This is a genomic window from Brachybacterium kimchii (assembly GCF_023373525.1).
Taxonomy (GTDB): domain Bacteria; phylum Actinomycetota; class Actinomycetes; order Actinomycetales; family Dermabacteraceae; genus Brachybacterium; species Brachybacterium kimchii.
Genome location: NZ_CP097218.1, coordinates 4,017,217 through 4,041,899, shown reverse-complemented (window position 1 = coordinate 4,041,899; position 24,683 = coordinate 4,017,217). Strand labels below are relative to the sequence as shown.

The 24,683-nt window shown below is 72.7% G+C and carries 20 protein-coding genes; 10 read left to right on the top strand and 10 right to left on the bottom strand.

Going from position 1 to position 24,683, the window contains the following annotated elements; all coding sequences use genetic code 11:
* Positions 1–26: 26 nt before the first annotated feature.
* From acs to M4486_RS18350, 4 genes are read right to left on the bottom strand one after another with little or no spacing between them, the layout of a single operon-like run.
* Positions 27–2,132 (bottom strand): acetate--CoA ligase, encoded by a 2,106-nt coding sequence (acs, locus tag M4486_RS18365; protein ID WP_249478762.1) that lies wholly within the window; start codon positions 2,130–2,132, stop codon positions 27–29.
* Positions 2,129–2,950 (bottom strand): ABC transporter permease, encoded by an 822-nt coding sequence (locus tag M4486_RS18360; protein WP_429798311.1) that lies wholly within the window; start codon positions 2,948–2,950, stop codon positions 2,129–2,131. Before M4486_RS18360 ends, acs begins: the two co-directional genes overlap by 4 nt.
* On the bottom strand, positions 2,947–3,990 hold the full coding sequence (locus M4486_RS18355) for an aliphatic sulfonate ABC transporter substrate-binding protein (RefSeq protein WP_249478761.1): 1,044 nt from the start codon (positions 3,988–3,990) through the stop codon (positions 2,947–2,949). Before M4486_RS18355 ends, M4486_RS18360 begins: the two co-directional genes overlap by 4 nt.
* Positions 3,987–4,904 (bottom strand): ABC transporter ATP-binding protein, encoded by a 918-nt coding sequence (locus M4486_RS18350; protein ID WP_249478760.1) that lies wholly within the window; start codon positions 4,902–4,904, stop codon positions 3,987–3,989. The genes M4486_RS18355 and M4486_RS18350 overlap by 4 nt, the downstream gene beginning before the upstream one ends.
* Positions 4,905–5,328: 424 nt before the next feature.
* Between M4486_RS18350 and M4486_RS18345 the strand changes: the two genes are divergently transcribed.
* Positions 5,329–5,946, top strand: coding sequence for a C40 family peptidase (locus M4486_RS18345; protein WP_249478759.1), 618 nt, complete (start codon positions 5,329–5,331; stop codon positions 5,944–5,946).
* Between the two features lie 86 nt (positions 5,947–6,032).
* On the opposite strand, the gene M4486_RS18340 is transcribed toward M4486_RS18345, so the two are convergent.
* The 6 genes from M4486_RS18340 to M4486_RS18315 form a co-directional block, all read right to left on the bottom strand.
* Positions 6,033–7,160, bottom strand: a complete 1,128-nt coding sequence (locus tag M4486_RS18340) for a glycosyltransferase (protein ID WP_249478758.1) — start codon at positions 7,158–7,160, stop codon at positions 6,033–6,035.
* Positions 7,161–7,170: 10 nt separating this feature from the next.
* Complete coding sequence (locus tag M4486_RS18335; protein WP_249478757.1) at positions 7,171–8,319, bottom strand: NAD-dependent epimerase/dehydratase family protein; 1,149 nt, start codon at positions 8,317–8,319, stop codon at positions 7,171–7,173.
* A 17-nt stretch (positions 8,320–8,336) separates the two neighbouring features.
* On the bottom strand, positions 8,337–8,762 hold the full coding sequence (locus tag M4486_RS18330; protein ID WP_249478756.1) for a DUF3817 domain-containing protein: 426 nt from the start codon (positions 8,760–8,762) through the stop codon (positions 8,337–8,339).
* On the bottom strand, positions 8,759–11,965 hold the full coding sequence (locus tag M4486_RS18325) for an alpha-mannosidase (RefSeq protein WP_249478755.1): 3,207 nt from the start codon (positions 11,963–11,965) through the stop codon (positions 8,759–8,761). The genes M4486_RS18330 and M4486_RS18325 overlap by 4 nt, the downstream gene beginning before the upstream one ends.
* 81 nt (positions 11,966–12,046) lie before the next feature.
* A complete protein-coding gene (locus tag M4486_RS18320; RefSeq protein WP_249478754.1) occupies positions 12,047–12,901 on the bottom strand; it encodes a serine hydrolase domain-containing protein in 855 nt (284 codons plus the stop codon).
* Entirely contained in the window at positions 12,898–13,764 is an 867-nt protein-coding gene (locus M4486_RS18315) for a serine hydrolase domain-containing protein (protein WP_249478753.1), read from the bottom strand. Before M4486_RS18315 ends, M4486_RS18320 begins: the two co-directional genes overlap by 4 nt.
* A gap of 231 nt (positions 13,765–13,995) precedes the next feature.
* Between M4486_RS18315 and M4486_RS18310 the strand changes: the two genes are divergently transcribed.
* From M4486_RS18310 to M4486_RS18270, 9 genes are all read left to right on the top strand, one after another.
* Entirely contained in the window at positions 13,996–14,703 is a 708-nt protein-coding gene (locus M4486_RS18310; protein ID WP_249478752.1) for a L,D-transpeptidase family protein, read from the top strand.
* Between the two features lie 160 nt (positions 14,704–14,863).
* The gene (locus tag M4486_RS18305) at positions 14,864–15,580 is read left to right on the top strand and encodes an FHA domain-containing protein (RefSeq protein ID WP_249478751.1); all 717 of its coding nucleotides are present in this window, start codon (positions 14,864–14,866) and stop codon (positions 15,578–15,580) included.
* 7 nt (positions 15,581–15,587) lie between these two features.
* Entirely contained in the window at positions 15,588–16,091 is a 504-nt protein-coding gene (locus M4486_RS18300; protein WP_200502629.1) for an FHA domain-containing protein FhaB/FipA, read from the top strand.
* The gene (locus M4486_RS18295; RefSeq protein WP_249478750.1) at positions 16,088–17,395 is read left to right on the top strand and encodes a Stp1/IreP family PP2C-type Ser/Thr phosphatase; all 1,308 of its coding nucleotides are present in this window, start codon (positions 16,088–16,090) and stop codon (positions 17,393–17,395) included. The genes M4486_RS18300 and M4486_RS18295 overlap by 4 nt, the downstream gene beginning before the upstream one ends.
* Positions 17,395–18,816 carry an FtsW/RodA/SpoVE family cell cycle protein gene (locus M4486_RS18290; RefSeq protein ID WP_249478749.1) on the top strand — a complete coding sequence of 474 codons (1,422 nt, stop codon included), beginning with the start codon at positions 17,395–17,397 and terminating at the stop codon, positions 18,814–18,816. The genes M4486_RS18295 and M4486_RS18290 overlap by 1 nt, the downstream gene beginning before the upstream one ends.
* Positions 18,813–20,258: a peptidoglycan D,D-transpeptidase FtsI family protein gene (locus M4486_RS18285; protein WP_239205375.1), complete on the top strand. Its 1,446-nt coding sequence runs from the start codon at positions 18,813–18,815 to the stop codon at positions 20,256–20,258. Before M4486_RS18290 ends, M4486_RS18285 begins: the two co-directional genes overlap by 4 nt.
* Positions 20,255–21,817, top strand: a complete 1,563-nt coding sequence (locus M4486_RS18280; protein ID WP_249478748.1) for a serine/threonine-protein kinase — start codon at positions 20,255–20,257, stop codon at positions 21,815–21,817. The genes M4486_RS18285 and M4486_RS18280 overlap by 4 nt, the downstream gene beginning before the upstream one ends.
* Positions 21,814–23,997: a Stk1 family PASTA domain-containing Ser/Thr kinase gene (pknB, locus tag M4486_RS18275; protein ID WP_283257945.1), complete on the top strand. Its 2,184-nt coding sequence runs from the start codon at positions 21,814–21,816 to the stop codon at positions 23,995–23,997. The genes M4486_RS18280 and pknB overlap by 4 nt, the downstream gene beginning before the upstream one ends.
* Complete coding sequence (locus tag M4486_RS18270; protein WP_249478747.1) at positions 23,990–24,643, top strand: anthranilate synthase component II; 654 nt, start codon at positions 23,990–23,992, stop codon at positions 24,641–24,643. Before pknB ends, M4486_RS18270 begins: the two co-directional genes overlap by 8 nt.
* Positions 24,644–24,683: the final 40 nt, after the last annotated feature.

The window sequence follows — 24,683 nt, the reverse complement described above, 5'->3', positions numbered from 1 at the left end:
GGTCAGGTCGGCTCGGACGGCCCGGGTCAGCCTGCCAGGAGCGGGTGATCCGCGGGCAGGCCTTCCAGGGTGCGGCCGACGGCGTCGACCGCATCGGGGTTCTGGAGCGAGGTGACGTCGCCCAGGGGCGCCGCCGTGCGGCCCGCTCGACGGTCCCGCTCGGCGTGCACGAGGTCCGCGAGCAGGCGGCGCATGATCTTGCCGGAGCGGGTCTTGGGCAGGTCGGCGACCTCGAGCACGTGGCGGGGCTTGGCGATGGGGCCGATCTCGCGGGCGGCGAGCGCGCGCAGCCGGGCGGCGTCGATCCCGTCGGGCGTCGCCCCGTCGGAACCGGCCCCGTCGGAACCGGCCCCGTCGGCCGTCGATCCGCCCTCGCTCGCCGTCACGAAGGCGGCGACGGCCTGGCCGGTGACGGGGTCGGCGACGCCCGCGACTCCGGCCTCGGCGACGGCGGGGTCGGCGACCAGGGCGGACTCGATCTCGATGGTGGAGAGGCGGTGCCCGGAGACGTTGACGACGTCGTCGAGGCGGCCCAGCACCCACAGGCAGCCGTCGGCGTCGATGCTCGCGCTGTCCCCGGCGAGGTAGAAGCCGCCGTGCTCGCCGCGGCCGGCGTGGGCGCGCCAGTAGGAGTCGCGGTAGCGCTCGGGGTCGCCCCAGACGGTGCGGGCCATGCCGGGCCAGGGCCGACGGACGACGAGCGCGCCGGCGCGGCCGGGCTCGACCTCGCGGCCCTCCTCGTCGACGACGGCGACGTCGATGCCGGGCAGGGCGCGGGTCGCCGAGCCGGGCTTCAGCGTGGTCGCGCCGGGCAGCGGGGCGACCATGGCGGCGCCCGTCTCCGACTGCCACCAGGTGTCCACGATGGGCAGCTCGTCGCGGCCGAAGGTGCGGCGGAACCACACCCAGGCCTCGGGGTTGATGGACTCCCCCACGGTGCCCAGCAGGCGCAGCGAGCTCAGGTCGTGGCCGGCGGGCAGCTGCTCGCCGAACCAGGACATGAAGGTGCGGATGAGGGTGGGGGCCGTGTAGTAGACGGTGACGCCGTAGCGCTCGATGATCTCGAGGTGGCGCTCGCGGTGCGGGGTGTCCGGGGTGCCCTCGTAGATGACCTGGGTGAGTCCGTTGGCGAGCGGACCGTAGATCTCATAGGTGTGGGCGGTGACCCAGGCGAGGTCCGCGGTGCACCAGTGGACGTCGTCCTCCTTGGCGTCGAAGTGCGCCCAGTGGGCCCAGGCCGCGTGCGCGAGGTAGCCGCCGCCGGTGTGGACGAGGCCCTTGGGCTTCCCGGTCGTGCCGGAGGTGTAGATGATGAAGAGCGGGTGCTCGGCGTCGAAGGCGCGGGGCTCGTGGACGGGGTTCGCGGGGTCCACGGTCTCGTCCCACCAGAGGTCGCGGCCGCTGGTCCAGGCGATCTCCTGGCCGGTGCGGCGCACCACCAGCACGTGCTCGAGATCGGGGAGGTCGGCGGCTGCCTCGTCGGCCGCGGACTTGACCTCGACGGCCCTGCCGCGGCGGAACTGGCCGTCGGAGGTGACCAGCAGCTTCGCGCCGGTGTCCTGGAGGCGGAAGCTCACGGCCTCGGCGCTGAAGCCGCCGAAGACCAGGGAGTGCACGGCGCCGATGCGGGCGCAGGCGAGGGTGATGACGACGGTCTCGAGGATCACCGGCAGATAGACGACGACGCGGTCGCCCGGGCCGACGCCGAGCGACTCGAGGGCGTTGGCGGCGCGGGAGACGCGCTCCTGGAGGTCCTCGTAGGTGACGGCGAGGCGGTCGCCGCGCTCGCCCTCGACGTGCAGGGCGACCTTGTCGCCGCGCCCGGCGCGCACGTGGCGGTCCACGCAGTTCTCGGCGACGTTGAGGGTGCCGCCCTCGAACCAGCGGGCGCGGGGCACGCTGAGCTCGCCGGTCGCGGGGTCGGGCGTCGGCGGCGCCCAGTCGAGCGCGGTGTGCCAGGGGGTGCGCCACTCGAGGCGGCGCGCGGCCTCCTCCCAGAAGCCGACGGGGTCGGCGGCGGCGCGCGCGTACTCCTCGGGGCCGACGTTCGCCTGGGCGGCGAAGGCGGCGGGCGGCGGGAAGCTGCGGTTCTCGACCAGTCGGGCCTCGGGCGCGGTCGGGGCGGTCGTCATGCCCACCTCCTCAGGAGCTTCTTCTCGATGAGCCCGAGCAGGGCGTTGGTGGCGGTGCCCAGCAGGGCGAGCAGCACGATGGTCAGCAGGATCCGGTCCACGCGGCCGTTCTGCTGGGAGTCGTTCAGCAGGAAGCCCAGCCCCATCGAGGAGGCGATGAGCTCGGCGGCGACGAGGAACAGCCAGGACTGCGCGAGGGCGAGGCGGAGGCCGGAGATCACCGCGGGGACGGCGGCGGGCAGCTGCACGGTGCGCAGCAGCGAGAGGCCGCGCAGTCCGAAGGCGCGCCCCGCCTCCACGAGCTGCGGGTCCGTGTGCCGCAGCGCGGAGGAGACCGTGGTGAGGACAGGGAAGAAGGCGCCGATCGCGATCAGCGTGATCTTCGAGGTCTCGCCGATCTGCATCCAGAGGATCAGCAGCGGCACCCAGGCGAGCGAGGGCACGGCGCGCAGGGCCGCGAGGAGCGGGCCCAGCAGGGTGTCGGCCGTGCGGCTGAGGCCCACGAGGGAGGCGACGGCGAGCCCCGCGACGGAGCCGATCGCGAAGCCGATGAGGACGCGCTGCACCGAGATCGCGACGTGCAGCCAGAGCTCGCCGGCGGCCTGCAGCTCCCCGGCGGCGCGCAGCACGGCGAGGGGTCCGGGCAGGCGGTAGGCGGGCACGAGGCCGGTCGCGGTGACGACCTCCCAGGCGACGAGGATCAGCAGCGGGACCAGGGCGCCGAGGGCGAGGCGGCGCGGCCACCCGCCGCGGCGGGGTCGCGCCGTGCTCTCGACGTGCGAGATGCCGAGCTCGCTGACGGCGGTCGCGCTGCTCACTTGCTCGTGGCCTTGGTCGCGAAGGCGTCGTGCACGATGCTCGTCAGCGCCTTCGTCACGGCGTCCTCCCCGCCCTGGACGTCGCCGGATGCGCCGAGCACGGGGGCGATCTTCTCGAGGACGGAGGTCTGGTCCTTGCCGGGCACGCCGCTGACGTCGAGGTTCGAGCGCTCGGTGATGACGGTGCTCGCGATCTTCTCGTCGATGCCGGCGACCTGGGCGAGGAGCTTCGCGGTGCCCTCGAGGTTCTCGAGCGCCCAGCTGCGGGCCTTCTCGTAGGCGTCGACGACGGCCTGGGCGACGTCGGCGTGGTCCTCGATGAAGTCCTCGGTGGCGTTGAGGAACCCGTAGGTGTTGAAGTCGACGTTGCGGTAGAAGAGGACGTCGCCGCTCTCGGCCTCGGCGGCGGCCATGATCGGGTCGAGCCCGGACCAGGCGTCGACGGAGCCGCCGTCGAGGGCGGAGCGGCCGTCGGCGTGCTGGAGGGCCTGGATCTCGACGTCCTTGACCGTGAGGCCCGCGGTGTCGAGGGCCTGGACGAGGAAGAAGTAGGGGTCGGTGCCCTTGGTGGCGGCGACCGATCGTCCCGCGAGGTCCGCGGGGTCCTTGAGGTCGGTGCCCTTCGGGCCGACGAGGGCCGACCACTCGGGCTGCGAATAGATGTCGATGACCTTGATGGGCGAGCCGTTCGCGCGGGCGAGCAGCGCGGCGGAGCCGGCCGTCGAGGCGACCTGGGCGGAGCCCGAGCGCAGGAACTCGTTGGCCTTGTTGGAGCCGGCCGACTGCACCCACGTGACCTTCACGCCGTCGCCGAGGGCGTCCTCGAGGATGCCCTGGTCCTTGATGACCAGGCTGAGCGGGTTGTAGGTCGCGAAGTCGATCGTGAGCTCGGTCAGCGACCAGTCGCCCGAGCCGCCGCCTCCCGCGCTGTCCTTCCGGGCGTTCTCCCCCGCCACGCAACCGGCGAGGGCGAGCGGGGCGGCGGCCGCGCCGAGCGCGAGTGCGCCGCGGCGGCTGAGGGTGCGTGCGGTGCGGGTCATGCGTGGTCCTCGGGGGTCGTGGGGCGGGTGGTCGTGCCGGGGGCGGGCGTGCCGTGGTGGCTGGGGACGCCGAGCCCGTCGAGCAGCTCGCTGCGCAGGGCGGCGAGGGCGGCGTCGGCGCGGTCCCGCGGGCGCGGGCTGGGCACGTCGATCACGCGGGCGATCGAGCCCTCCTCGGGCGCGGCGCGGCGCAGGGTCCGCAGCTGGACGACGCGGTCGGCGAGGAACAGCGCCTCCTCGACGTCGTGGGTGACGACGAGGACGGTGGTGGGCTCGGCGGCGTGGATCTCGAGCAGGAGATCCTGCATGCGCAACCGGGTGAGGGCGTCGAGCGCCCCGAAGGGCTCGTCGAGCAGGAGCACCTCGGGTCCGCGGGCGAGGGCCCGGGCGAGGGAGGCGCGCTGCGCCATGCCGCCGGAGACCTCGCGCGGACGCTGGGACGCGGCGTGCTCGAGGCCGACGAGCTGCAGCAGGTGGCGCACGCGCTCGCGCCCCTCGGCCCGCGCGGTGCCGCGCGGGAGGCCCAGGGCGACGTTCGCCTCGAGGGTGCGCCAGGGCAGCAGGCGCGGCTCCTGGAAGGCGACGGCCGTGGACTCGTCGACGCCGCGGATCGTGGTCCCGCCCAGGCGGATCCCGCCCGCGCTCGGAGCGTCCAGGCCCGCGACCAGGCGCAGCAGGGTCGACTTGCCGCAGCCGGAGGGGCCGATGACGGCGAGGATCTCCCCGGCGCGGACCTCGAGGTCGAGGCCGCGCAGGACCTCGGCGGGCCCGAAGGCGCGGCCGACGCCCGCGAGGCGCAGAGCCCCTCGCTCGGCGCTCGGGTCGGCGCCGATCGGGCTCTCGTCGCGCGGGCTCCCGCCGCTCGGGCTCGCGGCGCGGCGCGCACGGGCGTCGGCGGGCACAGTGGTGGTCATGCCCGGCATCATGGGCATCCGCGACCCGCGCATGCCACCTCGATGTCATAAGCGGACACATTCGAGGCCCCCAGCGCTCGTGAAGCGCGCGGGGCGCGCGCGTGGTGCCCGCGGGGCGCGGCCCGTGCCCGATTCCCGGGGCATCCTCCGCATCCGTGCAGGCAGTTCCCGGCGATGTGGCGCAGACCCCGCGAGAGCGTCAATGCGCGTCACCTCCCGGTCACCTCGCCCCGGGCGCGCGTCAAGGTCCCGTCAACCCTCGTCGCTGGCTCGTCCAAACGCCTTCAGATCGCCCTCGCGCCGTTCCTACGGTGGTGGCACATCGCAGGCAGCGATCGGAGCCCCCGCTCCCGGTCCTCCTCGTACGACCCCCGCACAGCATCACGATCCTCGCACCCGAGGTCGGAAGGAACGCACCGAGACCATGGCACTGAAGAACACGCACCGCGCCACCGGCCGCGCCGTCACCCCCCTGACCAGCACCAGCCGCGCCGCCCGCACCCTCGGCGGGGCCGCCCTGCTGGGCACCGTCCTGGCCGGCACCGCCTTCACCGGCGGCGCCGCCAACGCCAACGACCTGGACCTGGCCGGCAGCGACGAGGTCGGCACCACCAGCCAGTCCTCGACCACCTCGAGCCAGTCCAGCGAGCTGCCGTCCTACGGCTCCTCCGCGGGCTCCACCTCGGTCCCGGCGAGCGCGAGCTCCAGCAGCGACAACGAGATCGTCAGCGCCGCCCGCTCCGCGCTCGGCACCCCGTACTCCTGGGGCGGCGCCTCGCTCAGCGGCATGGACTGCTCGGGCCTCGTGAACTACGCCTACGAGCAGGCCGGCATCGACATCCCGCGCACGAGCGGCGAGATCGCTGCCCAGGGGAAGTCGATCTCGCAGTCGGAGGCCCAGCCCGGCGACATCGTCACCTACCCGGGCCACGTCGCGATCTACGCCGGCAACGGCCAGATCATCGACGCCTCCGGCTCCCAGCAGAAGGTCGTCGAGCGCGCGATCTGGGGCAACCCGACCGGGTTCGTCACCTTCCGCTGATCCCGCGCACGTCGGCCCTGGGCCGACGGCGCCCGGTCACCCGATCGGCCCGGTCCCGCACCTGCGGGGCCGGGCCGTTCGCATGCTCAGAGGCGCGAGCCGTGCTCCGCGATGGCGAGCTCGTAGAGGCGCAGCAGGTCGTCCGACGCGTTCTCCCAGGAGAACTCCTCGGCCTCGGCGCGCGCGGCGCGTCGGATCGAGGCCGCCTGCTGCGGGTCGGCGAGGCGGTCGAGGGCGCGGTCGAGGCTCGCCTCGTCCTCCGCGTCGAAGAGCAGTCCGTCGACCCCGTCGGTGACCTGCTCCATCGTCGGCCCCGAGCGGGCGGCGACCACGGGCAGGCCCGAGGCCATGCCCTCGAGGATCACGAGCCCCAGGGTCTCGGTGACCGAGGGGAAGACGAAGGCGTCGGCGCTCGCGAAGGCGGCGGCCAGGTCCTCCCCCTCGAGGAAGCCGGGGAACAGTGTCGAGGTGCCCGCGAAGATCCGCTCGAGCTCGCCGCGGAACGGGCCGTCGCCGACGATCGCGAGGGCCACGTCGTCCCGTCGGTCCATCATGGCGCGCAGGCGCTGGATCTCCTTCTCCGCGGCGAGGCGCCCGACGAACACCAGCAGCTTCTTCTCCGGGTGCCCGTCCGTGAGGCGCTCCCGCACCTCGTGCGCGGCGAAGCGGGGATGGAACTGTGCGGTGTCCACGCCGCGGCGCAGCACGTGGAGGTTGGCAAGGCCCTGCCCGGCGAGCTCGTCGCGCATGGTCTGCGAGGTCGCGATGTTGATGTCGGCGAGCGCGTGGTTGCGCCGGATCTGCCACCAGATCAGCGGCTTCGACCACTTCCAGGCCTTGTAGAGGTCCAGGTAGCGGGGTATGTGCGTGTGATAGCTCGCGACCAGCGGGATCCGCTGGCGATGCGCGGCGTACGCGCCCGAGGAGGCCAGCAGCAGCGGCTGGGCCGCGTGGACGACGTCCGGGTGGAACCCGCGGATCACCCCGTCGACGGTGGGGTTGGGCAGGGTGAAGCGGCGGTGCTTGTAGAACGGCAGCGTCACCGGCCTCATGCCGACGACGCGGGCTCCGTGGTGCTCGGTGACGCCCAGGTCGGGGGCGATGACGAGCACCTCGTGGCCGAGGTCGACGAAGCGCTCGACGGCGTGGCGCAGCCGGGTCACCACGCCGTCGACCGAGGGCAGGAACGTCTCGGTGACGATCGCGATCCTCACGCCGTCGCGGTCACTTCCAGGTGACGGTGGGCAGGACCAGCTCGTCCTTCACCCGGTCGGAGTTCGCGCGGGCGACGGCGAGGATCTCGGCGAGGACCTCGTCGGTCAGCAGGTGCGGCTCCAGGCCCAGCGAGAGCAGGTTCGTGTTGACCGCGTTGTAGTAGTGGTCGTACTTCTCCACGCGCGGGTTCTCGAGGTGGTCGATGCCCACCTCGATGCCCTGCTCGCGGGCCACGCGCTGCACCTTCTCGGCGAGGTCCTGGACGCTGAAGGACTCGGTGAACTGGTTGAACACGCGGAACTCGCCGCGCTCGGCGGGGTTCTCGCAGGCGATCTCGATGCAGCGCACGGTGTCGGCGATGTTGAGGTAGCCGCGGGTCTGCGAGCCGCCGCCGTAGACCGTGAGGTCGTGGCCGATCGCGGCCTGGATGAGGAAGCGGTTCAGGGCCGTGCCGAACACCGCGTCGTAGTCGAAGCGGTTGGCCAGGCGCGGGTCCAGGCGGGTCTCGTCGGTGTCGAGGCCGTAGACGACGCCCTGGTTGAGGTCGGTCGCGCGCACGCCCCAGATGCGGCAGGCGAACATGATGTTGTCGCTGTCGTGCACCTTGGTGAGGTGGTAGAAGGAGCCCGGGGCCTTGGGGAACGGCAGGCGGTCCTTGCGGCCCTTGTGCTCGATCTCGATCCAGCCCTCCTCGATGTCGATGTTGGGCTGGCCGTACTCGCCCATGGTGCCGAGCTTGACGAGGTGGCAATCGGGGGCGAGGTCCTTGATCGCCCACAGCACGTTGAGGGTGCCGGTGACGTTGTTGCGGTGGTTCTCGATCGCGTGCTCTCGATCGATCATCGAGTACGGCGCGCTGCGGTGCTCGGCGAAGTGGACGAAGGCCTCGGGCTGCTTCTCGGTGACCACCCGGGTGACGTCGTCGTAGTCGGTGAGGTCGCCGATCACCACGTCGATGTCCTTCCCGGAGACCTCCTTCCAGGCGGCCACGCGCTCGTCGAGCGGGAGGATCGGCGTCATCGAGTTCGACCCCAGCTCGGTGTCGATCTCGCGGCGCACCAGGGAGTCCACGATCGTGACCTCGTGCCCCTTCTGCGAGAGGTACAGGGCCGTGGGCCAGCCGCAGAATCCGTCTCCGCCGGCGACGACGATCTTCATGGCAGGGAACCTCCTGGTCAGGGTGCGGGATCGACGTCCACCAGCGTATCGGTGTCATCCTGGGAGAGGGGCCCTCCCGATGACGCGGAGGTGAACATGCCCCGACGGGCGAGTCGGCCGGTGCGGCGCAGCCAGATCTCCAGCGGCACGGTCACCAGCGGTGGGATCGAGCAGACCAGGGCCAGCAGGGCCACCCACCACCTCCAGCGCAGCACCACGGCGGCGACGACCACCATCACCACGTAGGCGACGAAGACGCCGCCGTGCAGCCGGCCGAAGAGCCAGACCCCGGTCTCGGTGCCCACGGGCCCGTACTTCAGGGCCATGCCCAGCAGCAGTCCCGCCCAGGTGACGGCCTCCGCGAGCGCGACGATCGCGAAGATCCGGCCGACGGGCGCGACGGCGGGGCGCGCGGGCCGGGCGGGTGCGGACGAGCCGGTCATGCGCGGGCCACCCGGAGGGTGCGGATCTCGAAGGGGCGCAGGTCGAGGGGGATCCCCGAGCCGGCCTCGGGCTCCTCGTCCTCCGCGCCCCGGACGAGCGGGGCGAGGTGCGCGGGCGCCTCGGGACCGAAGGGCCGCTCGAGGAGGTCGACGGCGGTGACGTCGGGTCTCCTCGTCCCCTCTCCGCTCGCCCCTGCTCCCCCGTCCGCTGCGGGGACGTCGAGCACGAGCGAGGCCCGTGCCCGCTCGCCGAGGGACTCGTAGACGCGCAGCACGAGGTCGCCGGATCGGTCCTCGGCGAGCTTCACCGTCTCGAGGAGCACGCCGGGCGCGCCCTCGATGCGGGCGAGCGGAGCGGCGGCCCGGGCGACGGGTGCGGGGACCCAGCGCTCGGGGAGGTTCGCGCGATATCCCTCCGTGATCGCGTCGACCATGTCGGCGCCGGGGCGCAGTGCGAAGCGCATGGAGTAGGCGCCGTGGTCGGCGCCCGGATCGGGGAACTGCGGGGACCGCACCAGGGTGGCCCGCACCGTCGTGGTGGTGCCGCCGTCGGCCTCGCGGACGGTGCGCAGCACGTCGTGCCCGTAGGTCGAGTCGTTGGCCAGCGCGACGCCGCGCCCGCCCTCGGCGACGTGCACGAAGCGATGGGCGCAGGTCTCGAAGCGCGCGGCGTCCCAGGAGGTGTTCACGGGGATGGGGCGGTCCACGTGCCCGAACTGGATCTCGCTGCTCATCACCTGGGCGCGCAGGTCCAGGCCGAAGCCGAGCTTGAGCGCCTTGCGGTGCTCGCGCCAGTCCAGGTCGATCGTGAGGTGCAGGGCGCGGTCGCCGGGGCGCAGCTCGAAGATCTTCACGATCTCGCTTCCCTCGCCGGTGACACCGCCCGACGCCCCCTCGGGCGCCGTGGTCGTGTACCGGTAGGTGACGCGGGCGCCCCCGGCGATCTCGTCGACCTCCACGGCCAGCGGCCGGTCGAGGTCGCGCACCACCTGGCGGTAGAAGGCGTCGATGTCCCACGCGTCCCACGCGTTGGGGGTGTCGCGGTGCAGCTGCAGGCGGGCACCGGAGTCGCCCGGGGCGATGGCCTCGCGGCCGCTTGCGCTGTCGATCAGGGAGACGATCTCCCCGCGTTCGTCGAGGATCGCCCGGACCAGGCCGTTGTCCAGGGCGATCCGCTCGCCGCGGCGCACGAGGGCCACGCCCTCGGTCTCCTGCACGGGGCGCCCCGCGGAGTAGGGCGCGATGCCCCGGCGGGAGGTGACGGGGGCCGTGTTCAGCAGGATCTCGTCCCCGGCGCGCTCCTCGCCCGTCCCGTCGGCGCCGCCGGTCCCCTCCGCGGCGGCCGCCCCGTCGGTCCCGGCGAGCGCCGCGAGGGCGTCGAGGGACACCTGCTCGGCGCGCGCCTGGATCGAGGCGTGGTTGCGCTCGGCGTCGCGGTGCACCCAGGCGATCGCCGACCCCGGGAGGATGTCGTGGAACTGCAGCAGCAGGGCGTCGTGCCACATGTCCTCGAGCGCGTCGTGAGGGTAGGGGGCGCCCGCGCGCACGGCGGCGAGGGTCGCGAGGTGCTCGGCCTGGTGCAGAGCCGCCTCGGTGCGCCGGTTGCCCTGCTTGGTCGCGAGCTGCGCGCTGTAGGTGCCGCGGTGCAGCTCGAGGTAGAGCTCGCCGGCCCAGACGGGCGGGGAGGGGTAGCTCTCGCGGGCGCGGGAGAAGAACTCCTCGGGGCTCGCGAACTCGACCTTCGGGGAGCCCTCGAGGTCGGCCGCGCGGCGCCCGGCCTCGATCATCTCGCGGGAGGGACCGCCGCCCCCGTCGCCGAAGCCGAAGAGGTCGATCGCGACGTCGGAGCGGCCCTTCTCCTTGAAGTTGCGCTCGAGGAACGCGAGCTCGGAGGGCTCGAGGGTGCCGTTGTAGGTGTCGGCCGGCGGGAAGTGGGTGAAGACGCTCGTCCCGTCCAGGCCCTCCCAGGCGAAGGTGTGGTGCGGGAAGGTGTTCGTCTGGTTCCAGGAGACCTTCTGGGTGAGGAAGTCCCGCTGCCCGGCGAGCGCGGCGATCTGCGGGAGCGCCGCCGAGTAGCCGAAGGAGTCCGGCAGCCAGGTCTGCGCGGTCTCGACGCCGAACTCCTCGAGGAAGAACCGCTTGCCGGCCACGAACTGCCGGGCCATCGCCTCACTCCCGGGCATGTTCGTGTCGGACTCGACCCACATGCCGCCCACGGGCACGAAGCGGCCCTCGGCGACCTTCTCGCGGATCCGCTCGAACAGGCTCGGGTAGTGCTCCTTCATCCACAGGTACTGCTGGGCGGAGGAGACGGAGAAGGTGAAGTCCGGCTCGGCGTCCATGAGCGCGATCGCGTTGGAGAAGGTGCGGGCGCACTTGCGGATGGTCTCGCGCACGGGCCACAGCCAGGCCGAGTCGATGTGGGCGTGGCCGGTGGCCATCACTGTGAGCGCCGAGGAGTGCGCGGGCCGCTCGAGGGCAGGGCGCAGGGCCTCGCGGGCGGCGTCGGCCGTGCCCGGCAGGTCGTCGGGGTCGGCGGCGTCGAGCGCCGCTTCGAGGGCGCGCAGGATCTCGGCCCGACGGGGGCTGGTCTCCGGCAGCTCGTGCATGAGGCCGTCGAGCGAGCGCACGTCCTCGGCGAGCGCGCGGATGCGCCGGTCGCTGCGCTGCACGTGGAGGGCGCGGATCGTGTAGAGGTCGCGCTCGGGGAGGGTCGCGGGATCGCCGAGGTCGGTGGGCGCGAAGGTCCAGCCGCCCGCGACGTCGGGGTTCGCCGCGCACTCGAGGAAGTGGTCGAGGCGCTGGCCGGGCGCGAGGGTCATGAACGCGTTCAGCGGATTGACGGCCTTGACGGGCTCGGCCTGCGGGGTGAAGACGAGCGCCTCGGACTGGAAACCGGGGCCGCCGGTGAAGTCGAGGTCGACGACGAGCTCGCACAGGTCCTCGGGCCGGTCCCACTGCGCGGGCACGGAGCCGGAGACGTGCAGCCAGAGCGTCGACCATGCGCGCCCCCAGCTCTGGCCCACCTCGATCGGGACGTACTCGGGCAGCGCCGCGATCGCCTCGGCGGGCGGGACCGGCTCCCCCGGCAGCGCGTGGGCGCGGATGCTGACCGGGACCTGCTCGCGCCGCCCTCCGCCGTCGAGATGGTCGCGGACGAAGCGGCGGATCCGCTCCTCGGTGAGGCGGGTGTCGTCGTGCATGTGCGAGCGCTCCTTCGCGGCGCGCAGGCGTCGCGGCGGTCGGAGGACGAGGGTCCCTCCGAGACTATCCGGAAGGCGGTGTCAGCGGGCGGGCGGGGCCCAGCGCGCGAGGATGTCGTCGCTCAGGCGCGGGAGCAGCTCGCGGTGGGTGTCGCAGAACTCGTGGTCGGTGCCGATGACGGCGGCGAGGTCGGCGACCGGGTCGACCCACAGGGCGGTGCCGAGCATGCCGAAGTGCCCGAAGGTCTCGGGGCTGCTCGTGGTCCCGGTCCAGTGGGGGCTCTTGGCGCCGCGCACCTCGAACCCGAGTCCGAAGGGGTTGGGGTCCTGCTTGCCGAACCCCGGCATGATGCCGACCAGCCCGGGCAGCTGCGGGGTGGTCATCTGCGCGAACACCTCGGGGCCCAGCAGCGTCGGCCGCAGCAGCTCGAGGGCGAGGAGGGCGAGGTCCGCGAGCGGGGCGAAGGCGCCCACGGACGGCGGACCGTCCCAGCTCAGGCGCTCCATGCCGAGCGGCTCGGCGATCTCGCCCGAGACCCAGTCCTCGAAGTCCCGGCCGACGGCGCGCGCGACGTGCAGCGCGGCCACGTCGATCCCGCGGTTGGAGTAGTGGCGCCGCTTCCCCGGCTCCTGCAGCACGCGGTCGGACTCGTAGAAGAGGCCGGAGGCGTGGCAGAGCACGTGCCGCAGGGTCGACCCCTCGGGGCCGACGGGGTCCGTCAGCGCGACCGCGCCGCGCTCGAGGGCGATCGCGCACGCGAACCCGGTGAGCGTCTTGCTCACCGAGCGCAGGGGGCGCACCTTCTCGAGGTCGCCCGCGCTCGCGCGCACTCCCTCGGGGCCGAGCACGATCGCGGCGGCCTCGAAGCCGAACGCGTCGAGCACGCCGAGGCCGTCGGCCCCCGGGGTCCGCCCGGCCGCCGGCCCTCCGCTCACGCGCCCAGCCCCCCCGCGTCGTGCCGGGCGAGCACGGCGTCGATCAGCGCGGGCCAGTGCGCGACGTGGGAGGGGCCGAACGGCTCCTCGCCGAGGAAGGCGAGGGCGAGCCCGCGGTCGGGGTCCAGGAGCAGGAAGGAGCCGGACTGGCCGAAGTGGCCGAAGCTCGCGGGCCCGCTGCGCTCCCCCGTCCAGTGCGGGCTCTTGTGGTCGCGGATCTCGAGGCCGAGCCCCCAGTCGTTGTGCTTCTGGCGCCCGTACCCGGGAAGCACCCCGGGCAGGCCGGGGAACTGCACGCCCGTGGCCTCCCGCCAGAGCTCGGGGCCGACGAGGGTGGGGGCGAGCATCTCGCCGCCGACGAGCAGGAGGTCCTGGACGCTCGCGCGGAACCCCGCGGCCGGCGAGCCCGATGCCTCGAGGTCGCGCAGGCCGAGCGGCCCGCAGACCTCGTCCTCGAGCCAGGTCTCGAGGTCCGTGCCGGTCGCCTCCTCGAGCGCCCGGCCGAGCACCTCGAAGCCGGTGTTGGAGTAGATGCGGCGGGAGCCGGGCGCGGCGAGCAGGGCCCCGGTGTCGAAGGCGAAGCCGGCGGTGTGGGCGAGCAGGTGGCGGATCGTGGCGCCCTCGGGGACCTCGGCGTCCGCTCCGCCGGCCAGCGCTCCCCGCGTCTCCTCGGGACCGACGGGCGCCTCGAGGTCGAGCAGCGCGCGGTCGACGGCGATCAGCGCGCCGAGGGCGGTGATCGGCTTCGAGACGCTCGCGAGCGGGTGCACTCGCGCGGCGTCGCCCGCGGTCAGCAGAGTGCCGCCGGCGCCCGCGACGCCCAGGGCGCAGGGGAAGGAGAAGGGTGCGAGGAGGTCGTCCACGGCCCCAGGTTCCCACACGCGCTCCCGCTCCCCCCACCCGCTCGCTCCCGCGTCCTCCACGCCGTCTGCGCCGGTCCCCGCCCACGTCAGACACCAGTTCCTTGACCTCTCTTTTGCTTTCTCTTGACCTGTGGCAGGCTGAGGCGCGTCCGCCCATCGGACATGTCGCGCATATCGCGACATCGCACCCACGGTGGCCCCCCGCGCCGTCTCTTACAAGGAGAGAGACAGATGACCCGCCTCGCCACCCCTCCCGTGCCCACCCGTCGGGCCCTGCTCGTCGGCGCACCCGTGCTCGCCGGCTCCCTGGCCCTGGGCACGTCCCCCGCCTCCGCGAAGGACCCGGTACTGCATCCGGGCGATCGCGGGAGCGCCGTGAAGACCATGCAGAAGGATCTCGCCGCACGCGGCTACTGGTGCGGCAGCGCCGACGGCAGCTTCGGGGCCACCACCACGCAGGCCGTCTACGCCCTGCAGAAGGCCGCGGGCCTCGCCAAGGACGGCGTGTTCGGGGCGAAGTCCCGCGCCGCGCTGAAGAAGGGCACCCGCCCGAAGCCGCGCATCACCTCGGGCACGGCCTTCGAGGTCGACAAGAAGAAGCAGCTGCTCTACTGCATCAGCGGCGGCACGCTGAAGTACATCCTCAACACCTCGACCGCCTCGGGGAAGAAGTACTACTCGGGCGGGCGCTGGAAGACCGCGACCACGCCGAGCGGGGACTTCAAGATGTACAGCTTCCCCTCGAGCGGCTGGCAGACGGCGCCGCTGGGCAGGCTGTACCGACCGGGCTACTACGACCGCGGCTGGGCCATCCACGGCGCCACCTCGATCCCGCCCTACCCCGCCTCCCACGGCTGCAGCCGCCTCTCGGTGGCCGCGACCGACATGCTCTGGAAGGGCGGCTGGATGAAGAAGGGCCGCCGGGTGCTCGTGCACTGAGACCCCCTCCCGACGGCCCCGCGAGGAGCGGGGGCGAGGTGCGCCTCCACACGACCTGCACACCTCGTCCCCGACCTCCCCTCCCCCTGATCGCAGTCGCACGGTGATGGCACGATACGATCGACCAGCACCACACCGTCTCGACAGCGGAGGATCGACCGTGGGGATCTTGGATCGGATCGAGCGCGGACTGGACCGCGGCGTCACGAGCGTCTTCACGTCCGGCCGCGGGCAGCTCAAGCCGCTCGACCTCGCCCAGGGGCTCAAGCGCGAGTGCGACGACCAGATCCAGGTCCTCGACCGCACGCGCACCATCGCCCCGAACGTCTTCACGATCTACCTGAACTCGGCGGATCATGAGCGCTTCTCCTCGTGGGAGGAGACGCTGCTCGAGGAGATGGAGCGCGTGATCCTCGAGCACGCGGAGAAGAACCGCTACGTGTTCGTGGGCGGCGTGAGCGTCTCCCTCGAGGAGGACGACGAGGTGCGCCCCGGCCGCTTCGAGACCGAGTCGCGCACCGAGCGCGGCACGGTCGCGCCCGCCACCGGCGCCGAGCAGGCCGCCGGCCCCGGCCACCCCATCGTCGAGATCGACGACCAGCAGTACCTGCTGACCGGCCCCGTCACCGTGATCGGCCGCGGCGGCGACGCGGACATCATCCTCGACGACACCGGCGTCTCCCGCCACCACCTCGAGCTGCGGGCCGACGGCGCCTCCCTCATGGCCACCGACCTGGGCTCGACCAACGGCACCTTCGTCGACGGCGAGCGCATCCGCACGCCCGTGACCCTGCAGGACCGCTCGTCGATCCGGATCGGCCGCACCCGCCTCACCGTGATCCTGCCCGCGCCCGCGCCGACGTCGGCGACCTGGTGAGCGCCGCATGAGCGAACTGACGATCCTCGTCCTGCGCGTCGCGCTGGTGCTGGGGCTCTGGCTCTTCGTCGTCGCGGTGCTGCTGATCCTGCGCAACGACCTCTTCGGCACCACGGTCGTGAACCGCGGCACGAAGCCGGACCCGCGGCGCGAGCAGCGCCCGTCGGCCGATCCCGCCCAGGCGGCCTCGCTGCGCACCGACCCCTCGGTGATCTCGACCGCGCTCGTGGTCACGGCCGGCCCGCTGCGCGGGACGACCCTCACCCTCGGCCGCACGCCCGTGCTCATCGGGCGCGCCCCCGAGTGCACGCTCGTGCTCGACGACGACTACGCCTCCAACCGCCATGCGCGCGTCTTCCCGCAGGACGACGAGTGGATGGTCGAGGATCTCGGCTCGACCAACGGCACCCTGCTGTCGGGGAAGAAGATCGAGGGCGCCGTGCCCTTCCGCCCCGGCGCGCAGGTGCGGATCGGCCGCACCGAGATCGAGCTGAGGCGAGGCCCCCGATGACCATCGCCCTGCGCTACGCGGCCCGCTCCGACGTCGGCCTGGTGCGCTCGAACAACCAGGACTCCGGGTACGCGGGCAGCCACCTGCTGATGGTGGCCGACGGCATGGGCGGCCACGCGGGCGGCGACGTCGCCTCGTCGATCGCCGTGGGCCGCCTCGCCCAGCTGGACACGGACACCCCCGCCTCGGACCTCGTGGCGAGCCTCGAGGAGACGATCCTCGAGGCCAACCAGCTGATCCTGCGCCGTGCGCGCGAGGAGCCTCAGCTCGCGGGCATGGGCACGACGGTCACAGCGCTGCTGCGCGCGGAGGGACGCTTCGCGCTCGCCCACATCGGCGACTCGCGCGCCTACCTGCTGCGCGACGACGAGACCGTGCAGGTCACCAAGGACCACACGTTCGTCCAGCGCCTCATGGACGAGGGCAGGCTGACCAGCGAGGAGGCCGAGCGCCACCCGCAGCGCTCGGTGCTCATGCGCGTGCTCGGCGACGTGGACGCGGACCCGGAGCTCGACCTCTCGATGCGCTCGGCCCGCGTGGGCGATCGCTGGATGCTGTGCTCCGACGGCCTCTCGGGCCTGGTCTCCCTCGAGACGATCCACGCGACGATGGACGGCGTCGAGGATCCCGACGAGTGCGCAGAGGCCCTCATCCAGCTCGCCCTCAAGGGCGGCGGGCCGGACAACATCACCTGCATCATCGCCGACGTCGTGGATCTCGACGACCTCCCCCGCAGCGCCGAGGCGCCCTCCACGAGCCCGCTCATCGTGGGATCGGCCGCGCGCACCCGCAACCAGCCCACGAGCGCCTCGGGACCGGCCGCCCGCGCCGCCGCGCTGACCCGCGTCGAGAGCCCCGAGCCGCCCTACTCCGACGAGGACTTCGAGGAGGAGCCGCCGCGGCGCGGCCCCTGGCCGGCGCTGGTGACTCTCGTGCTCGTGGTCGCCGTGCTCGCGGGCGCCCTGTGGGCCGGGTACACGTGGTCGCAGAAGCAGTACTACGTGGGGACCGACGGCGACAGCGTCGTCATCTACCGCGGCATCTCGCAGGACCTCGGACCGGTCTCGCTCTCCGACCCCGTCGAGGTCACCGACGTGCCCGTGGACTCCCTGCCCTCGATCACCCAGCAGCAGGTCACCTCGACGATCCCGGCCGACGACCTCGCCGACGCACAGGAGATCGTGGACCGCCTGGAGTCGCAGACCGCGACCACCCTGCCCACGACGCCGACAGAGGGCCCGACCCCGCCGGCGGACGACGCGAGCAGCGCGTCCCCGTCCTCCACGGCCGACGAGGGGGACTGATGGTCACCGTCGTCTCCTACACCGCCCGTCCGCGCCGCTTCCTGCAGGCGCTGCTGCTGCTGATCGCCGCGGGGCTCGGCGTGCTCACCTACGCGCTCGTGGGCCTGGGCCGCCACGGGGAGATCCCCGACGCCCTGCCCGCGGTCGCGATCGGCGCCGGCGTGATCGTGCTGGTCCTCCAGATCGCGGTGATGTGGCGCGCCCCGTACGCGGATCCGGTGATCCTGCCGATCGCGGTGCTGCTGAACGGCATCGGCGTCGCCATGATCTTCAGCTACGACACCGCGGTCACGAAGTACATCGGCACCACGGCGTCCTACGCCTCGCGCCAGCAGCTGTGGACGGTGATCGGCGCGATCCTGGCCGTGGTCGTGCTCATGGTGATCCGCGACCACCGGATCCTGCGCCGCTACATGTGGATCTTCGCGGTCAGCGGGGCGGTGCTCCTGCTGCTGCCCCTGGTCCCGTTCCTCACCGACGAGCAGTACGGATCGAAGATCTGGATCAGGATCGCCGGCTACTCCTTCCAGCCGGCGGAGCTCGCGAAGATCTGCATCGCGATCTTCTTCGCCGGCTACCTGGTCTCCCGCCGCGACACCCTCGCCCTCGCCGGGCCCAAGGTGCTGGGCATCCACCTGCCCCGCTGGTCGGACTTCGGGCCGATCCTCGCGGCGTGGGCCTTCTGCATCGCGATCCTCGTGTTCGAGACCGACCTGGGCACGGCGCTGATGTTCTTCGGCCTGTTCGTCGCCATGCTCTACGTCGCGACCGACCGCCTGAGCTGGCTCGTGATCGGCGCCGTGATGTTCGTGCCCCCTGCGATCTTCGCCGCGACCCTGCTGGGGCACGTGCGCACCCGCTTCACGTGCTGGCTGGACCCGCTGAGCAGCGAGAACTACGGCGCCTGCGAGCAGATCGCGCGCGGCCTGTTCGGCATGGCCTCGGGCGGGCTCGTGGGCAAGGGCCCCGGCGGGGGCCGGCCCGACATGGTGCCCTTCGGGCACAGCGACTTCATCTACTCCACCCTCGCCGAGGAGCTCGGCATGGTGGGCGCCTTCGCGGTGCTCCTGCTCTACATCCTGCTGGTCCAGCGGGCGATGCGCGCGGCCGTCGGCATCTCCGACGGCTTCGGGACGCTGCTCGCCGCGGGGCTCGGCTTCGTGCTCGCCCTCCAGGTGTTCGTGGTCGTCGGCGGCATCACCCGCGTGATCCCCCTGACCGGCCTCACCCTCCCCTTCCTCGCCTCGGGCGGCAGCTCGCTCGTGTGCAACTGGATCATCGTGGCGCTGCTGGTGCGGATGTCCGACGCCGCCCGTCGGCCCGCGGCCCGCCGCCTGGACGGCGAGGGCGCGCCGGCTCGCCGGCAGAAGGGTCCGAAGGACAGCGGCGAGCCGCAGCGAGCACAGGAGGCGATGTCGTGAACAAGCCCCTGCGCCATGTCTGGCTGGTGGTCGGCGTGCTGTTCGTGCTGCTCTTCGGCTCGACCACCTACTTCCAGGTGATCGATGCGAAGTCGCTGAACGCCAACAGCCACAACTACCGCACGGTCTACGCCCAGTACGACCGCCACCGCGGACCGATCGTGGTGGGCGGCGAGCCGATCGCCGAGTCCCATGCGACCGACGACGCCTACGGCTACCAGCGCACCTACGATCCCGGCTCGCTGTACGCCCCGCTCACGGGCTACTACTCCGTCCAGTACGGGTTCAGCGGTCTCGAGAAGTCGCTCAACGACACGCTCTCCGGGGAGTCCGACGCGCTCTTCTACCAGCGCCTGACGGACACCATCTCCGGGCGCGACCCGCAGGGCGCGACCGTCGCGCTGACGATCGACCCGGACGCCCAGGAGGCCGCCGCGAAGGCGCTCGAGGGACGCCGCGGCGCCGCCGTCGCGCTCGACCCCGAGACCGGCAAGGTGCTCGCGATGGTCTCGGCCCCGAGCTACGACCCCAACACCCTGGCGACCCATTCCGCGAAGAAGGCCGAGGCCGCCTGGAGCGAGCTGAACGACGATCCGGACCGGCCCCTGTCCAACCGCGCGATCGCCGGCGATCTCTACCCGCCCGGCTCGACCTTCAAGCTCATCGTCGCGTCCGCCGCCCTGGACAGCGGCGACTACACGAAGGACACGAGCATCCCCGGTCCCGGTTCGTTCACGCTCCCGGACACGCAGAGCACCCTGTACAACCACCCCAACCAGGGGAACACGGCCTGCGGGGCGGACGACTCCTCGACCCTGTCCGAGGCCCTGCAGCAGTCCTGCAACACCTCGTTCGCGAAGCTCGGCATCGAGCTGGGCCAGGACGCGGTGCGCAAGAAGGCCCAGGAGTTCGGCTTCGGCGACCGCCTGGAGATCCCGCTGTCGGTCACGCCCTCGTCGATGGGCGACGACCTCAACGACGCGCAGCTGGCCACGAGCTCGATCGGCCAGTACGAGGACCGCGTGACGCCGCTGCAGATGGCCATGGTGGCCTCGGCGATGGACAACGACGGCAAGGTGATGACCCCGCAGCTCGTCGACGAGGTCCGCACCCGCGACCAGTCGGTGATCTCGTCGTTCTCGGCCGAGCAGTACTCGCAGCCGCTGAGCGCCTCGAACGCCGCGCAGATGCGCGAGATGATGGTCTCCACCGTCGAGGACGGCACCGGCACCGCCGCGAAGATCGACGGCGTCGAGGTCGGCGGCAAGACGGGCACGGCCGAGTGGGGCGACGGCCGCACCCCGCACTCGTGGTTCGTCGGCTACGCCGACAGCGGCGACAAGAAGGTCGCCGTGGCCGTGGTCGTCGAGGAGGGCGGCTACGGAGCGGATGTCGCGGCACCGATCGCGCGCGATGTGATGAAGGCGGTGGTCTCGCAGTGAGGACCGGCAAGGGACTGGTGCTGGAGGGGCGCTACCGCCTGGACTCCCTGATCGCCACGGGCGGCATGGGAGAGGTGTGGAAGGGCTGGGACCAGGACCTGGATCGCGAGACGGCGGTCAAGGTGCTGCGCGAGGAGTACGCCTTCGACGAGGGCTTCCTCAAGCGCTTCCGCGCCGAGGCGCGCCACACCGCCTCGCTCAGCCACGACACGATCGCCGCGCTGTACGACTACGGCGAGATCGACGGCCGCGCCTACATCGTCATGGAGCTGTGCAAGGGACGGCCGCTCTCGGAGATCATCGAGGAGCACCCCGACGGCCTCCCCGAGGACCGCGTGGTCTCGGTGCTCATCGACCTCGCCCGCGCGCTCGACGCCGCCCACGCCAAGGGCGTGGTCCACCGCGACGTGAAGCCCGAGAACATCCTCGTGGACGACGCCGACGACTGGCACATGAAGATCACCGACTTCGGGATCGCCCGCAGCCAGGACCAGGCGCGGCTGACCAAGACCGGGCTCGTGATGGGCACCGCCCAGTACCTCTCCCCCGAGCAGGCGATGGGCAAGCAGGCCACCTCGCTCTCGGATCTCTACGCCCTCGGGATCGTCGCCTACGAGATGCTCGTGGGGCATCGCCCCTTCACGGGCGCCAGCCAGGTCGAGATCGCGATGGCCCAGGTGAAGAAGCAGCCGCCGGCGCTGCCGGAGTCGGTGAACCCCGACCTGCGGCACCTGGTGATGATGCTGCTCGCGAAGGCCCCGGCGAACCGTCCCCGCTCGGCGGCGGCGGTCGCCCGCATCCTCGAGTCGATCCAGCGCGGCGAGGAGCCGCGCTTCACGACCGGCGCGATCCCCGCGGGCGCCGCGGCCTCCGGCGCCTCGGCGGCCTCGGGCGCCTCCGCGTCCTCCGGGTCGACCGGGGAGAACCGCGCGGGCTCCGGGAAGCCGTCGGCCTCTCCCGTGGGCACGCGCACCGCGGCGATGCCGCTGCCGCGCACGCACCGCCGGCGCGGGATCCGTCATCGCTCGGGGACCTCGGGCCCGTCGGCCCTCTCGGGCGCCTCGGCGCCGTCGGCCTCCGAGTCCGGAGGATCGGGCGCTCGCGGGGCGGGCGCCCGCGCGGCGATGCCCGCCGCGGGTTCCTCGCGCACGTCGAGCGCCTCCCGGCTCTCGGGTCCCGGCTCTCCCGCCGGCCCCGCGTCCGTCGGCTCCCCCGCCGGCGCCCCGGGATCCTCGCCGGCCCCCGGCACCGGTGCCGGGACCGGGAGCGCGACTGCCGCGGGATCGCCGTCGGCCGACGGCGCGGGCGGTGGGATCTCCACGGCGCCCTCGGGCCGCACCGCGCGGTCCACGAGCACCGGTGCGCGGATCGGCCCGTTCACGGTGCCCGGCTTCGTGCTGCTGCTGATCGTGGTCGTGGTGGCGGCCGTCGCGATCGGGATGGGTGTGGGCATCATCCCCAGCGGCTTCCTGAGCGGCGGGGCCGCGCACGCGGCACATGCACGTACGATGTTCGCGTCGCCCCAGATCGGCGACTTGACGAGGACGGTAGGACAGTGAGCGAAGAGAACCTGATTCTGTCCGGGCGCTACGCCCTGGGCAAGGCTCTCGGGCACGGCGGCATGGCCGACGTGCACCTGGCGGAGGACCGCCGTCTGCACCGCACCGTCGCGGTGAAGATCCTGCGCACCGACCTCGCGCGCGACACGAACTTCCAGGAGCGCTTCCGCCGCGAGGCGCAGAGCGCCGCCGGCCTGAACCATCCCTCGATCGTCGCCGTGTACGACACCGGCGAGGAGCACGCCAAGGACTTCACCGGGCACGAGATCACGATCCCCTACATCGTGATGGAGTACGTGCGCGGCAAGACCCTGCGTGAGTACGTCGACCCCGAGCATCCGATGGACGTGGGCCAGGCGGCCACGATCATGCAGGCGCTGCTCTCCGCGCTCGAGTACTCCCACCAGCAGGGCATCGTCCACCGCGACATCAAGCCCGGCAACATCATGATCACCGACGACGGCGACGTGAAGGTCATGGACTTCGGCATCGCCCGCGCGGTGGCCGACGCGACCGGGATGACCCAGACCCAGGCGGTCATGGGCACCGCCCAGTACCTCTCCCCCGAGCAGGCCCGCGGGCAGCTCGTCGACGCGCGCAGCGACATCTACTCCGCCGCGTGCGTCTTCTACGAGCTCGTCACGGGGCGCCCTCCGTTCACGGGCGACAGCCCCGTCTCCATCGCCTACCAGCACGTGCGCGAGACCCCGGTCCCGCCCTCGCGGTACAACCCCGCGATCACGCCCGACGTGGACCGGGTGATCCTCACCGGTCTGGCCAAGGACCGCGAGACCCGCTACCCCTCGGCCACCGCCTTCGCGCGCGACATCGCCTCGGTGATCGCCGGCCGGCGTCCGCAGCTCGTGGCCGGGGACCCGCAGCCCACCTCCGACGCGGAGGCGACGACGGTGCTCAGCCCCGTCGACGACCGCACCGAGGCGCTGCCCGCGGCCGCGGGAGCGACGCAGACCCATCGCGCGCCGGTCGCGGCCGCCGCCGGAGCCGGAGCCCTCGGAGCCGGTGCGGCAGGTGCCGCGGGTGCGGGCATGCAGGGCGCCGGCTCGGCCGACGAGCCGGGCGAGGAGCTCGAGCAGAAGCCCAAGCGCCCCGTCTGGCTGATCGTGCTGATCATCGTGGCCGTGCTCGCCGTGATCGCGGCGGCCCTGGCTCTCTGGCAGCCGTGGAACACGGGCCCCAAGCAGGTCGCGGTCCCGCAGGTCGTCGGCATGACCGAGGCCCAGGCGAAGTCCGAGCTGGAGAGCGCGGGCCTCACGGGCACGTTCGAGAAGAAGGCGAGCTCCGACGTCGACGAGGGCGACGTCATCTCGACCGATCCCGAGGGCGACACGCAGGTCGACGAGCACACGGCCGTGAAGGTCGCCGTCTCCAGCGGACCCGAGCAGGTCGAGGTCCCCGACCTCGCCGGCATGGACCGCGACGAGGCGACGAAGAAGCTCGACGACCTGGGGCTCGGCATCGAGATCGGCGATCCCAAGGACGTCGCGGGCAAGAAGGCCGGAACGGTCGTCGGCCAGGACCCGGCCTCCGGCTCGAACGCGGAGGCCGGGGACACGGTCACCGTGAACCTCGCCTCGGGCGATGCGGAGCTGCCGGACGTCACCGGCCTCGACGAGGACACCGCGACCAAGACCCTCGAGGACCAGGGCTTCGAGGTCGATGCGACGACCAAGGAGTCCGACGACGAGGATCCGGGCACGGTCACCGGCCAGACGCCCACGGGCGGCGACGGGAAGACCGCGGAGGTCGGCTCCACGGTGCAGATCGTGGTCGCGAAGGCCCCCGGGAACATCTCGATGCCCAACGTCGTGGGCCAGACGGAGTCCGAGGCCCGCAAGACCCTCGGCGCCAAGAACCTCGGCGTGAAGGTCACCTACCAATCCGACGACTCCGTCGCGAAGGACACGGTCATCAAGACCGATCCCAAGCCGAACGACTCCGTGGAGCCGGGGACGACCGTGACCGTGTACGTCTCCACCGGACCGGAGAAGACCGAGGAGCCCTCGGACACCCCCACCTCCGAGACGCCGTCGGACACCCCCACGGACACCCCGTCGGACACCCCGAGCGACTCCGACACCCCCTCGGACAGCGACAGCCCGACCCCGTCGGACGGCGATGACGGCGACCAGGGCGATGATCAGGGCGACGACAATGGCTGAGCCCACCGCGCGGATCCTGGTGGTCGACAACTACGACAGCTTCGTCTTCACGATCGTCGGCTACCTCCAGCAGATGGGGGCGGCGACGACCGTCGTGCGCAACGACGAGGTGCCGCAGGGCGCCGACGGCGCGATCGACCTGGGCGGATTCGACGGCGTGCTGGTCTCCCCCGGCCCCGGGACTCCGTCGACCGCGGGGCGCATCCTCGACGTGATCGGCGCCTGTGCGGACGGCACGGTGCCGATGCTCGGGGTGTGCCTGGGCCATCAGGCGCTCGGCCAGTACTTCGGCGGCACGGTGGCCCACGCCCCGCAGCTCATGCACGGGCGCACGAGCGTGGTCGAGCACGAGGGCAGGAGCGTCTTCGCGGGCGTGCCCAGTCCCTTCACGGCCACCCGCTACCACTCGCTCACGGTGGTCCCGGAGACGGTGCCGGACGTCCTCGAGGTCACCGCCCGCACGGCCGACGGGGTCGTGCAGGGCCTCGCCCATCGCGAGCTCCCGCTGCACGGCGTGCAGTTCCACCCCGAGTCGGTGCTCACCGAGCACGGCCACCTGATCCTCGCGCGGTTCCTCGAGCTGTGCGACGGCGTCGACGCGCGCGAGCGCTCCCGAGGGCTCGCCCCGCTGCTCGCGCCGTCCTGAGCCGGACCGGCGGGACTCGGACCCCGCGGGCCCCGGCCGC